11 protein-coding genes and 1 riboswitch are annotated in these 12,798 nt (G+C 69.1%); of the genes, 4 read left to right on the top strand and 7 right to left on the bottom strand.

Features of this window, described 5'->3' with window-relative positions:
• Positions 1-272: 272 nt before the first annotated feature.
• A riboswitch (cyclic di-GMP riboswitch) is annotated at positions 273-347 on the top strand.
• Positions 348-657: 310 nt separating this feature from the next.
• The gene (locus tag AC0J5J_RS06740) at positions 658-1,284 is read right to left on the bottom strand and encodes a vWA domain-containing protein (protein ID WP_134424119.1); all 627 of its coding nucleotides are present in this window, start codon (positions 1,282-1,284) and stop codon (positions 658-660) included.
• A gap of 211 nt (positions 1,285-1,495) precedes the next feature.
• Here AC0J5J_RS06740 and ppsA point away from each other — a divergent pair, with 211 nt between their 5' ends.
• Complete coding sequence (gene ppsA, locus AC0J5J_RS06735; RefSeq protein WP_474900068.1) at positions 1,496-3,886, top strand: phosphoenolpyruvate synthase; 2,391 nt, start codon at positions 1,496-1,498, stop codon at positions 3,884-3,886.
• Between the two features lie 76 nt (positions 3,887-3,962).
• Here the strand turns inward: ppsA and AC0J5J_RS06730 are convergent, their stop codons facing one another.
• The 5 genes from AC0J5J_RS06730 to AC0J5J_RS06710 form a co-directional block, all read right to left on the bottom strand.
• Positions 3,963-4,328, bottom strand: coding sequence for a hypothetical protein (locus AC0J5J_RS06730; RefSeq protein WP_134424117.1), 366 nt, complete (start codon positions 4,326-4,328; stop codon positions 3,963-3,965).
• Positions 4,329-4,406: 78 nt separating this feature from the next.
• Entirely contained in the window at positions 4,407-5,567 is a 1,161-nt protein-coding gene (locus AC0J5J_RS06725; RefSeq protein ID WP_474900067.1) for a maleylacetate reductase, read from the bottom strand.
• A 10-nt stretch (positions 5,568-5,577) separates the two neighbouring features.
• Positions 5,578-6,354, bottom strand: a complete 777-nt coding sequence (locus AC0J5J_RS06720) for an alpha/beta hydrolase (protein ID WP_474900066.1) — start codon at positions 6,352-6,354, stop codon at positions 5,578-5,580.
• Between the two features lie 6 nt (positions 6,355-6,360).
• Complete coding sequence (locus AC0J5J_RS06715; RefSeq protein ID WP_474900065.1) at positions 6,361-7,335, bottom strand: ring-cleaving dioxygenase; 975 nt, start codon at positions 7,333-7,335, stop codon at positions 6,361-6,363.
• A gap of 142 nt (positions 7,336-7,477) precedes the next feature.
• Positions 7,478-7,681, bottom strand: coding sequence for a hypothetical protein (locus AC0J5J_RS06710; protein ID WP_134424114.1), 204 nt, complete (start codon positions 7,679-7,681; stop codon positions 7,478-7,480).
• A 207-nt stretch (positions 7,682-7,888) separates the two neighbouring features.
• Between AC0J5J_RS06710 and AC0J5J_RS06705 the strand changes: the two genes are divergently transcribed.
• Positions 7,889-8,740: a TY-Chap2 family putative peptide chaperone gene (locus AC0J5J_RS06705; RefSeq protein ID WP_474900064.1), complete on the top strand. Its 852-nt coding sequence runs from the start codon at positions 7,889-7,891 to the stop codon at positions 8,738-8,740.
• A gap of 24 nt (positions 8,741-8,764) precedes the next feature.
• Here the strand turns inward: AC0J5J_RS06705 and AC0J5J_RS06700 are convergent, their stop codons facing one another.
• Positions 8,765-9,055, bottom strand: coding sequence for a glutaredoxin family protein (locus AC0J5J_RS06700; RefSeq protein ID WP_474900063.1), 291 nt, complete (start codon positions 9,053-9,055; stop codon positions 8,765-8,767).
• A 275-nt stretch (positions 9,056-9,330) separates the two neighbouring features.
• Here AC0J5J_RS06700 and AC0J5J_RS06695 point away from each other — a divergent pair, with 275 nt between their 5' ends.
• Both AC0J5J_RS06695 and AC0J5J_RS06690 read left to right on the top strand, forming a co-directional pair.
• Positions 9,331-10,944, top strand: coding sequence for a GGDEF domain-containing protein (locus AC0J5J_RS06695; RefSeq protein ID WP_474900062.1), 1,614 nt, complete (start codon positions 9,331-9,333; stop codon positions 10,942-10,944).
• 206 nt (positions 10,945-11,150) lie between these two features.
• Positions 11,151-12,752 (top strand): ADP-ribosylglycohydrolase family protein, encoded by a 1,602-nt coding sequence (locus AC0J5J_RS06690; protein ID WP_474900061.1) that lies wholly within the window; start codon positions 11,151-11,153, stop codon positions 12,750-12,752.
• Positions 12,753-12,798: the final 46 nt, after the last annotated feature.

Raw genomic sequence — 12,798 nt, 5'->3', positions numbered from 1 at the left:
CTGTTGACCAAGCGTGTGAACGACTCTGAGTGCTCGGTGCCCCGGGAAGAAAATGCACCCCAATCGGGACAACGCCCACGCCCCAACGCTAGCGCCGGCTCGCATCGATGGCTAGAGGTGACGAACGAGCAGCTCGTTCCTCTGCGCGCTGCCCCTCGATTTGGGGGGCCGGATTTGCGGAAGTTGTGACTTTCTCAGTGGTCTGGCGCAGACTCGGGCTGATAGGTTCTTCTCAGGTGACCTACTGGTCGCTGGAGAGACGGAATTCACGTCAATCGCAAAGGCACACCCGTTGTAAGGCGGGGTCGCAAAGGCACGGAACCCATCGGGTTAGCCGGCCTACCGAATGAAAAGGAACCGTCCAGATGAACTTCACCTCCCTTGAGGCCGACGACAGATTCGGCCGTCCAGGCCTGTCTTCGTTGCCTTTCGGCATGGTGCACACACCTCCGTTTCGTCGTCCCCTTGGGTAGGCACGCGACTGAAACGGCGGAAGCCGGGCGAGATTAGGGATTTCGTCCTGATATGGCATTGCGATCGGGGATTGATTCGGGTTCGATCCCCGATCGCATGCTTGTCTCACCCGTGAACGACCAGCGCTGACGCGCTGACGCACTCAGCCCAGTTCCGTTCAGATCAGTTCAGCTTCGTTGCGGATCAGGTTCCGCTCGACTCGATGCGTTCCTCGGCGGTGAAGCCGCGCTTCTCCTTCTTGCGGACATCCGTCACGTAGCGGCCGAGATTCGCGCTCATCATGGCGACTTCGCCCGGCGCGGCGGCGAACGTCATGGAGCTGTCCGCGTCGAAACCGAGCGCGGAACCGGTCAGTACGGCGTCCTGGTTGGCGCCGAGGAACACGAAATCCCAGCTGTAGGCCGAGGATTGCCGGTTGATCAGGTCACGCACGGCCGCGGCGGTGTATTCGGCGCTGGAGTTCTCGCCGCCGTCGGTCACGACCACGACCTGCACGGTGCCGGGGCGTGCGTGCTCGGGCAGGCCGCGCAGCGTGGCTCCGAACCCGGTGACGGCCACACCGATCGCGTCGTGCAGCGCCGTCATGCCGCGGGGGTCGAGCTCGATGGTGATGTCGCTCGGGTCGGCCAGGGTGTGGGTGTGCTCGATCTCGTCGTCGAACGTGACGATGTCCACGGTGAGCAGGCCCGGCTCGGCGGCCTGCTCGGCGAGCATCGCGGTCAGGCCGCCGACCATGTCGTCACGGATGCTCGACATCGAGCCGCTCCGGTCGATCACGAGCAGCAGAGCGGTGTAGTTGGGATCAGTCATCTGTACCTCCTGGTTGAGGCTCCCGCGTGGGGAGTGATTCACCGTCTCAGAAGCCACTGACATTGCCGGCGGCCGGATACCCATCCGAGGCGACCGGGCAGGGACACTTTCGGGGGAGTAGGTTGCCACCACCTGGCATAACCCGGGTCACAGGCGTGGTCACCGGGTCCCAGAGTCACGAGTCGCAGAACTCGCAAGGGGTGGAAGAACAATGCTCGAAAGCAGTGTCGTGTGGTTCAACGAGATCGGTCTGGAAGACATTCCGCAGGTCGGCGGCAAGAACGCGTCGCTCGGCGAGATGGTGCGTGCGCTCAGCGGTGACGGCGTTCAGGTGCCGGACGGGTTCGCGACGACGGCGAACGCCTACCGCGCGTTCATCGCGGCGAACGGGATCGAGCCGGCACTGCGGCGCCAGCTCGACCTGTTCCACGCCGGCAGCGCCTCGCTGCGCGTCACGGGCGAGGCCCTGCGCGAGCTGTTCCTGGGCGGGGAGTTTCCCGCGGACATCGCCGACGGCATCCGTGCCTCGTATCGGGAACTGTCCGAGAAGGCCGGGCAGCCGAACCTGCCCGTGGCCGTGCGGAGCAGCGCCACCGCCGAAGACCTGCCCGACGCCAGTTTCGCCGGCCAGCAGGAGACCTTCCTCAACGTCACGGGTGAGCGCGACCTGCTCGACGCCTGCCGTCGCTGTTATGCCTCGCTCTTCACCGACCGGGCGATCAGCTACCGCGAGGTGAAGCACTTCGACCATCTCGACGTGGCGCTCTCGATCGGCGTGCAACGGATGATCCGCTCCGACGTCGGCGGCTCGGGGGTGATGTTCTCCATCGACACCGACACCGGCTTTCCGGGCGTGGCCGTGATCAGTGCCGCCTGGGGGCTCGGCGAGACCGTGGTGCAGGGCACCGTCAATCCCGACAAATACCTGGTCTTCAAGGCCTTGCTCGACGAGCCCGACTGCCTGCCGATCATCGAGAAGACCCTCGGTGAGAAGGCCCGCAAAATGGTCTACGCCAAGGGCGGCAGCGCCCGCACCCGCACGATCGACACCCCCGACCGGGAACGGCAGTCGTTCGTGCTGACCGACGCGGAGATCGTGAAGCTGGGCCGCTGGGCCGTGATCGTGGAGAACCACTACGGACGGCCGATGGACATGGAATGGGCCAAGGACGGCCTGACCCGCGAACTGTTCCTGGTGCAGGCGCGTCCGGAGACCGTGCATTCCCAGGCCAGCGGAACCCGCTTCACGGTCAGCACCCTGACCGAAACCGGTCCGCTGCTGGTCACCGGCGTCGCCATCGGTGACAGCATCGCGAGCGGCGTGGCCTGCGTGATCAAGGACCCGGCCGACATCGAGAACTTCGTCGACGGCGCCATCCTGGTCACCGAGATGACCGACCCGGACTGGGTTCCGATCATGACCCGGGCGGCCGGAATCGTCACCGACCATGGTGGTCCGACCAGTCACGCCGCGATCGTCAGCCGCGAACTGGGCGTGCCGGCGGTCGTCGGCACCGGCATCGCGACCGACACGCTCACGGACGGCCAGATGATCACGATCTCCTGTGCGGAGGGCGACGAGGGCTACGTCTACGAGGGCGAGTTGGCCTTCGACACCGAGGAGATCGATCTCGGCACCGTTCCGGAGACCCGCACCAAGGTGATGGTCAACATCGCCAGCCCGGCCGCGGCGTTCGAATGGTGGCGCCTGCCGGCCGACGGGGTGGGGCTGGCCCGGATGGAATTCATCATCAACAACCTGATCAAGATCCACCCGATGGCGCTCGTGCACCCGGAACGCGTCACCGACCGGGCCGCCATCCGACGCATCGAAGAACTCACCCGCGGCTATATGGACCCCAAGGAATATTTTGTGCAGACACTCGCCCTGGGCATCGCCAAACTGACGGCGCCGTACCATCCGGACCCCGTGATCGTGCGGATGAGCGACTTCAAGACCAACGAATACGCGCACCTGATCGGCGGGGCGGCCTTCGAGCATTCGGAGGAGAACCCGATGATCGGCTTCCGCGGCGCGTCGCGCTACTACGACGAGCGCTACCGGGAGGGGTTCGCCCTCGAGTGCCGGGCGATCAAGAAGGTGCGGGAGGAGATCGGCCTCCGCAACGTGATCGTGATGGTGCCGTTCTGCCGCACCGTGACCGAGGCCGACAGGGTGCTCGCCGTGATGGCGGAGAACGGACTGGTGCGCGGCGAGGCCGGGCTGCAGATCTACATGATGTGCGAGATCCCGGCCAATGTGATCCTCGCCGAGCGGTTCGCCACCCGTTTCGACGGTTTCTCGATCGGCTCCAACGACCTCACCCAGCTCGTGCTGGGCGTCGACCGTGACTCCGAGGACCTCGCCGCCCTCTTCGACGAACGCGACGATGCCGTGAAACGCATGATCAGCGACGCCATCCGGAAGGCGCACGCCGCCGGCATCAAGATCGGTATCTGCGGGCAGGCCCCGAGTAACTACCCCGACTTCGCGGCCTTCCTGGTGGAGGAGGGCATCGACTCGATCTCGCTCAACCCGGACAGCTTCCTCAAGACGGTGGGCCACATCGCGCAGGCGGAGCACAATCACGACACGAAGTAGCCGGGAGGGGTGACCCGCGACGACGGATGCCGGTGGCCGGCATCCGTCGTCGCGGGTCGTGACTCGTCGTGATCGGCTAGCGCTCGGCCTCGTCGAAGTCGTCGAGCACGGCCTGCTCGTACTCGGCCTCGGCGGCCTCGGCTCGGGCGCGGGCTTCGGAGACGCGCACGCTGATCGCGTGCTCCGACTTGCGGAGCCGGGCGGCCTCCTGCGCGCTGGCCGTCTCGAGCAGGTCCTCGAGGGTGTCGGTGTCCAGGTGCATGGCGGCCAGGGCATCGACCTCGGACCGGGCGACGGCGGCCTTGCTGCGGAGGATACGAAGTCGGGACTCCTGCGCGAACTGCCTCGAGAGCCGATCGGCGGCCTCTTCGGGTGTCAGCGCGGGCCTGTTCTGATTGGTGTTGTGCTGCTCGGCACCGTCGCCGTGCTCCGTGTTGCTCATTGTGTCTCCCTTTTTTCGCTGGCAGCCTAGCGCGCCCGGTTCCTGCGGCAAATGGATGCGTCGGGAGGGTGCCGCCGTCTACTGCGGGAGCGGAGCAGTGCCGGCCCAGGCGTTCCGCAGCAGCCGGGTCAGGTCGTCGGGGGTGACCGCGCACGGATTCGAAGCGGGAACAGTCGGCAGGATCAGCGCCACGGCCCGGGCCACGTCAGGCTCCTTCAACCCGACATCCCGCAGCGCGGTCGGACCCTGCACCCGGTCTCGCAGGGCGAGCAGTCCCTCGACGGCGGTTGGTGAACCCAGGGCGCCGGCGATCCGCGCCTCAGCCTCGGGCGCGGCCGGTGCATTGAGCGCCACCACATGCGGAAGCACGATCGAGTGCGTCTGCGCGTGCGGCAACCCGAATGAGCCACCCAGCACATGACAGATCTTGTGATGCAGTCCGGAACCGGTGCTGGAGAATGCGCTCGCCGACAGATAGGCGCCGTAGAGGGCTTCCTGGTGGCCGGAGCCGGAGCCGGAGCCCGGGGCGATTCGAGGCAGGGCGCGCGCCAGCATCCGGATGCCCTCCGCGGCGATCAGGGCACTGACCGGGTTCGCGCCCGGAGCCCACAGCGCGTCGACGCCGTGCGCGAGCGCGTTCAACGCGCTCGACACGCTCAGCTCGCGGGGGAGGGACAGCGTCAGCGCGGCGTCGTAGATCACGGTGCCGGGCAGCACCCGTGGATTGAAGCCGGTGGTCTTCACCCCGTTCCGGGTCAGACCCCATACAGCGGTCGCCTCCGAACCGGAATAGGTGGTGGGCACCGCCACGATCGGCAACCCGCCGGGCCGTTCACTCCACAGGGCGAGAATCTTGGCCAGCCCGATCGCCGACCCGCCGCCGAGGGCGACGACCACGTCGATGCCGGCAGCGCCTGCCGCCCGATGCGCGCGTTCGGCCGACTCCGCCGGAACGTGCTGCACGACCTCATCGAACACCACCACCGCACGGATGCCGCCGAGCACCGCCGCAGACCGCTCCAGCTCCCGCCGGGTCGCGATCACCATCACGCGCGGGGCGCCGAGCTCGCCGAGAACCGTGGCGAGCAGGTCGGCGGCCCGGCCGGTGCCGAACAGCACGCGCTGCCGCTGGCTCCGATACTCGAAGTCGAGATCGACCGCGCCGCGGTCGGAACCGCGGCCTGACCCACGTTCGGGCCCGCCTTCGGGCCCGTCGCCGGTTCCGGGGATCTGCTCCATCAGGGGATGCCTAGCCGCGGGTCTGCGCGGGGCGGGCCAGCCAGGCTCGGGCGGCTGCGGCATCCGTGTCGCTGATGCCGTGACCGCCCTCGCGCAGCTCGCGGTCGACGTGGGCACCGTGCTCGGTGAAGGTCCGGGCGGCGCGGTCGGCGCTGGTGAGCGGAGCCATCGGGTCGGAGCGACCGTTGAGCAGGAGCACCGCGGTGCCGGTGAGATCCGTCGTCAGCGCGCGATCGTCGAGCGGGAACATGCCCGAGAACGCCACGACCCGGTCAAGTGCCCTGGGGTACAGCAGAGCCGTGGCCAGGGCGATGTTTGCCCCGTTGGAGAACCCGACCGCGATGATGCGGCGCTCGCCGAGGCCGTAGCGCTGACGGGCGGCGGCGATGAAGCCGGCCAGCTCGCCGGCCCGCATGACCACGTCGTCCACGTCGAACACGCCCTCGGCGAGGCGGCGGAACCAGCGCAGCATGCCGCTCTCGGTGACGCGTCCGCGCGGGGCGAGAACGGTCGCGGTCGGGTCGAGCGCGTCCGCGAGGGCGAGGATCTCCCGCTCGTTGCCGCCGGTGCCGTGCAGCATCAGCAGCACGGGGGAGCCGGTCGGCGAGCCGGCGGATGCCACCGGCGCACCTGCCCGGTATTCGTGCGGCCAGTCGAGAGCGGTCTGCTCCCGGCCGCCCGCCGGAAGGCCGGCGGCGCCGTCGGCAGGTCCCCCGTCGCCGGGGCCGCGTCCGGAAGCGGCCCGGTCGAAGTCGGGCAGGTCGAGGTCGGGCATCTTCTCCAGCATGGTTGCCTACAGCCCGGTGACGAGGGCGGGGTTGTTCTCGCTCGGCAGGGTGATCGGAACGACGGCGCGTTCGATCTGGTCGCGGCTGGGCTCGAGCCACGGCGGCAGCTTGAGTGAGCGGCCCAGTTCGAGCAGGGGCTCGTCGATGTCGAAGCCGGGGGTGTCCGTCGCGATCTCGAACAGCACGCCGCCGGGCTCGCGGAAGTAGATCGACGTGAAGTACTGCCGGTCGAGGATGGCCGTCACGCCGTAGCCGCGCTCGACGAGCTCCTGGCGCCACTGCTCCTGCGTGCTCTTGTCGGGCACGCGGAACGCGATGTGGTGCACGCTGCCGCCCGCGGTGCGGCCGACCTGCCCGTTCGGGTCGGCGATGATGTCCACGATGTTGCCGGCGGCGCCGTCGCCGGCACCCACTCGGATGCGGTCGGCCGTCTCCTCGATCACGTGCATTCCGAGGTCGCGGGTGAGCACCTCGACGGTGCCGGTCGGGTCGGCGACGGTGAGCACCGAGGAGTGCTGGCCGCGCACCGCGTAGTCGGCGGGCACGGATGCCGAGTCCCACGGATTGCGCGGATCGACCGTCGACGAGGCCACCAGATCCAGCTGCAGCCCGTCGGGGTCGCGCAGGGAGAGACGTTCCTCGTCGGCGGAGCGGCGAACGATCTCGGACTCGACGCCGAGGTTCTTGAAGTGAGCGGCCCACCAGCCGAGGCTGCCGGCCGGCACCGAGAAGGCCGTGGACGTGGACTGCCCCGAGCCGGGGCGCCCGCTGGAAATGCCGGTCCAGGGGAAGAAGGTGAGAAGCGATCCCGGGCGGCCCGCGTCATCCCCGTAGTAGAGGTGGTAGGTGCCGGGGTCGTCGAAGTTGACCGTCTTCTTCACGAGCCGCAGGCCGAGGCCGGTCACGTAGAAGTCGATGTTGCGCTGCGGGGCACCGGCAATCGCGGTGACGTGGTGCAGACCGGAAGTGTGCGGAGTCATGGGTCCCTTTCTGGCGGGGTGCGGGTCGGGAGCGAGTGGGGGTTCGTGGCAGTGGTGGTGCTGGTCCGGCGCGAGTGGACGCCGACTTCTATGCAAACACATGCTTCAACGGATTCATTCCCCCGTCGTGCGGTCCAGCCGGCTACTCGTCCGGGCTCTCGTCCCAGGAACGCGTCGGCAGGTGCTCGAGCCACTGCCCGACCGTCTCGCTGTTCGCCGCGGCGCTGCTGTTCGCTGCCGTGCTGCCGCTCTCCGCTGCGTTGCCGCCCTCCGGCAAGGACTCAACCGAACCGGCTGAGAGGTCCGGGGCATCCGTCGGCGGTTTAGCCTCCGCGTTCCCGAACATCAAACCCCCTCAGTCGGCACGATCCGTGCGGCTGCCGGGTCCGGGGCAACACTCCGACGCTACGCGCGCACGGGATTCGCCGTCAAGCAGTTCGCCCGACGGATACTGACGAGCACGGCCCCGAAAAGGCCTCGAAAGGGGAGTTTCGCACGGAGTCCGGACGGGCGATGATGGGCGCACGAGCCGTATTGAGCGGAGGACGCCACGATGAGTGACGCAGGGGACGCAGAGACCAACGATTTCAGTGAGCGCTTTCTACCCGACGACGACGCCGGCGACGCCGACGATACCGCCGACGACAGCACCGGCGGTGACCACGGCGGAGGCGCCGACGACGACGGTTTCGAGGTCTACAACCCGCCGGCGGATCGTTTCCTCACCGCTCAGATGTGGTGGATCGCGGGCGAACTGGTGCGGCGGCATCCGCATCTGCGCATCTCCGGGGTCGAGGTCGACGAGGCCGACCGCCTCCTGATCGTGCACGACGAACAAAACGGCATGAGCGTGCAGTGGGACCTCGTCGGCGGCTGCAAGTTCCTCGTGAACGGGGTGGTGCAGCACATCAGCTGGATTGAGATGCTGGCTGCGCTCAACCCCCTTGAGGTGGTCAAGCGCATCGAGGTGGCGTCCGGGGTCGGTGTTCCGCGGGTCAGGCCGGCCACGTCGACGCGGTCCCTGACCTATCGGGTGATCGCCAACGCGCTGGCCACGACGACCAACGACCGGTACGAGTGGTACGCCGTGCCGGCACCCATGCTGCACGACGAAGACCCCGAGAATCCCGGATGCGCGTACTTTCGCGACTTCCCCTCCACGATCCTGCCGCGGGCCGAGTACGTCGCGATGACCCTGGAGGAGTTTGAGGCCGGCGGTCGGAGCGTCTACTTCTTCCAGCCGTTCTGGGCGTTGCTGCGCGACCTCGAGCCGGTCGCCATCTTCGATTCCGCCGGGGTGGTGCACACCGGCCTCGGCGCCACGACCCTGATGCCGCTGTATGAGGAGACCGGCCACAAGCTCTCACTCGTGACGGCCCGCGTGCTCGGGTCGTACTTCCCCTGAGCGGGGCGCCGGGGATGTCTCCGGCTAGCGGATGCTGCCGAGTTCGGTCAGTTTCGCGTGCAGCGTCGAGTCGCTGGGCTCCACCACGTGCGTGCCGTCGGGGAACAGAATCACGGGGATCTGGGTGCGGCCGCTGATCACGTGGGCGCGGTCGGCGCCGTCCTCGACCAGAAGGAGGTCGACGTAGTCGTAGTCGACCTTGAGGGTATCGAGCAGCTTCTTCGAGCGGCGGCAGTCGCCGCACCACTCCGCGCCGAACATGGTGATGCGCTTCGTGTCGGTTTCGGTGGCAGGGGGAGTGGCGAGATCGGTCATCCGCTCAGTCTAGGTCGGCACCCTGAGTGACCGCGGAACCCGCGCCCCTGCCCGCGCCAACCGGTCTGCGTGAGCCACAGCCGCGACCCGCGAACATCCGTGCGTGCACCCAGTTCTGGGGAGGGTGCCCCTCGAGAGCGGGCGCGAAAACCGGCTTCCGGCGTCGGGCCGACTGCTAGATTCGGTGCTGAGTGAAAACAGTTGGGGGACTGCACGTGTACTCAGACCAGGACGCCGCACCTGAACCAAAGGTTGAACCGACCATCGAATCGACAGTGGAACCAGCGATCGACGAGCTTCTCGCGGAGTGCGAGCTGTCGAGCGCGAACGGGCGCCACCTCGACGGTGTCGGGCAGGCCGAGGCCGTGCTGGCGCGTCCGGGCGCGACGAAGCGGCAGCAGGCGCATGCCCGTGAGCTGCTGGCACTGCATCGGCTGCGGCTCGGCGACTACGAGGCATCCGTTGAACAGGGCCTGCTGGCGTTGGAGTACCTCGACGGCAGCGGAGACCTGATCCGGCAGTCCAAGGTGAACTGCACCCTGGTGCTGGCCTACTCCGATACCGGGCTCTACGAGCAGGCGCTGCGCCACGTTCTGGTGGCGCTGGAAACGGCCCGGGCGAGCGGAAGCGCACTGGCCGAATTCTGGGCGCTGAGCCGGTCCTCGATGGTGCACGGCGGAATGGGCGAGGTCGACCGGGGTCTGGAGCTGGGGCGGCAGGCGCTCGCGCTGTCCCGCACCATCGACGATCCGGAGGCGAGTTTCGTCGGGCTGAACAACCTGGGCGACACCTGCCTGGAGCGCGCTCAGGAGCAGCGAGCCCAGGGTCTGGATGCCGGGCTCCTCCTCAAGCAGGCCCTGCTGCTCGTGCGCGAGGCGGTGTCCGTGGCCCACGCGCAGGGGCACAGCTTCTACGAGAGCATCGCCCGCACCAACCTGGTCAGCATCCTGATCGAGCTCGGCGAGCATGCCGAGGCTCGCGAGCAGGCCGGCCGGGCCCGGCGCCTGGCCAAGGCCCACGGTTTCCGCAGCCTCGAGGAGAACAACGACGCGCAGCTGGCCGAGGTCGCCCGCGCCGAGGGCCGGCTCGATGACGCCACCGAGATGATGAACGCCCAGCTGCTGGTCGCCGCGCTGGAAGACGACCCGGCCCTGCACATCCTGTTGCATCGCTCGCTGTATGAGATGCACAAGGAGTCCGGCCGGTTCGAGCAGGCGCTGGTGCACCATGAGAAGCTGCACGCCCTGATCCTGAAGCGCACCACCGACACCGCCGGCATCCAGTCCCAGATGCTGGTGAACACCCTCGGCATCGAGCAGGCCCGCCACGAGGCGGAGCGGTCGCAACTGGATGCGGAGCGGCTGCGCATCCGTGCCGCCGAGCTGGATCTCCAGGCCAACACCGACCCGTTGACCCGGCTGCCGAACCGCCGGGCGCTCGACCGGGAACTGCCGCCCCTGATGGGCCTCTCCCGCGACCGCCGGCAGCCGCTCTGTGTGGCGATGATCGACATGGACCACTTCAAGCGGGTCAACGACGAACACGGGCATGCCACCGGGGACCAGGTCTTGAACGCCATGGCCACCCTGTTGCGGGCCGTCACCCGGGAGCGCGACATGGCCGTGCGGGTGGGTGGGGAGGAATTCCTGCTCGTCTTCGCCGACACCACGCTGGAACAGGCCCAGCTCGCCTGCGGTCGTCTGCTGGCCTCCGTGCGCGACTACCACTGGGGAGCCCTGGCGCCGCACCTGGCCTGCACGGCCAGCGTGGGTGTGGCCGAACTGCTGCCCGGCGAGACGGTCGCCGGCTGGCTCGCCCGCGCCGATGCGGCCCTGTACGAGGCCAAGGGTGCCGGCCGTGATCGGCTCGCCACTGCCGCAGCCGCGTAACCCGCGACAGGTCGTGATCGGCCCCGGCGGGCGGGGTGGAAACCCCGAGAGTTCCGCGTCCGGTGCCCCTCGAACGTGGCGGAGCCGGTGACCCCGTTTCGCCCGTAGGCTCGATGCGGGGGCTTGTGCCTCGGCAGAGCCCGTAACGGGCGTGCCCGGCCAGGCTTCACTGACAGCACGACTGCACGATCGCACGGGGGAACCGCTTGAAACTGACGTCCGCACAACTGGACCGCGCCGCCGGCGTGCTGCTCGGCATGGCCTGCGGCGACGCGCTCGGCGCGGGCTACGAATTCGGCCCCCCGCTGGCTGCGGATGCCGTCGTCACGATGAAGGGCGGCGGCGGGTTCGACTGGGCTCCCGGCGAGTGGACCGACGACACCTCCATGGCGGTGCCGATCGTGAACGCGATCGCGGCCGGCCATGACCTGCGCGACGAGGCCGTGCTCGACGAGATCGTGGCGGCCTGGGCCCTGTGGGCTCGCACGGCACCCGACGTGGGCAACCAGCTGCGCGCGGTGCTGTCGCGCACCGAGCCCACGGCATCCGCGGTGCGACTTGTCGCCCGCGCCCACCACGACCGGCACGGCCGCAGCGGCGGCAACGGTTCGCTGATGCGCACGGCTCCGGTGGCGCTCGCCTACCTGGACGACCCGCTGGCGCTCGCCGACGTGGCCCGCACGATCAGCACGCTCACCCACTTCGAAACGGATGCCGGCGACGCCTGCGTGCTCTGGTGCCTGGCCATCCGGCACGCGGTGCTCGAGGGCACCCTCGACGTTCGGGTGGGTCTGGACGCGCTCCCTGCCGACCGCCGTGCGCTCTGGGAGGCGCGCATCGCCCAGGCCGAGGCCGGCGTCCCGTCCGACTTCGACCGGAACGGCTGGGTCGTGCAGGCGCTGCAGGGAGCCTGGTCGGCGATCGTGCAGCCGCGGAGTGCGCCGGGCGGCGCTTCCGCCGCGGGCACCGTTTCCGTGACCCCCGCCGGGCACCTGCAGGATGCCCTCGAGATCGCCGTGCGCGGCGGCCGCGACACCGATACGGTCGCCGCGATCGCCGGCGGGCTGCTCGGGGCGCGCTACGGCGCCTCCGCCGTTCCCGCCGCCTGGCGCCGCATCGTGCACGGCTGGCCGGACGGCCTGCGCGCCGACGAGTTGGTGCGCCGCGGAGTGCTGGCCGCCCGCGCGGACGGCGGCCGGTCCCGACGGGACCCGGCGCTGACCGAGCGCAGGGACCCGGCCACGCCTGATGCGCGCGAGCCTGGTGCCGTCGACCGCCGCGACCCGGCGGTGCTCGACCGTCGCTCCCGCAAGGACCGCGTCGCCACGACCTGGCCCACGGCCGACCACCTGGCCTATGCCACCTCGGGTGACCTGTCTGCCTTTGTGCGGCACCCGCACGACGACGGCGTCTGGCTCGGCGCGATCGGCATCCTGGGTGACCTGCCGGCCGAGATCGATGCCGTCGTGTCGCTGTGCCGGGTCGGTCGCACGCAGGTGCCCGGCCGCATTCGTGCCGAGAACAGGATCGCGGTCTGGCTGGTCGACGAACCTGCCCTGAAGGCCAACCCGAACCTCAGTTTCGTTCTCACCGACACCGTCGATGCCATCGCGGCCCTGCGCGCCGAGGGTCGCACGGTGCTCGTGCACTGCGTGCAGGCGGTCAGCCGCACACCCGCGGTGGGTGCGCTCTACGCGGCCAGGCACCGGGGGATCCCGATCGGGCAGGCGCTGCGCGACGTGACGGATGTCCTGCCGCACGCCCACCCGAATGCCGCGTTCCTGCAGGCGCTCTGGGCCCAGGGGTAGGCAGGCAGGCGCCCGGTCGGCTTGTGCGTTGTCCACTCTGATCAGC

It is taken from the genome of Cryobacterium sp. TS_SC_7, assembly GCF_056156285.1.
Note: the sequence above shows the minus strand (reverse complement) of the source record. Positions and strands in the feature narration are given on the sequence as shown.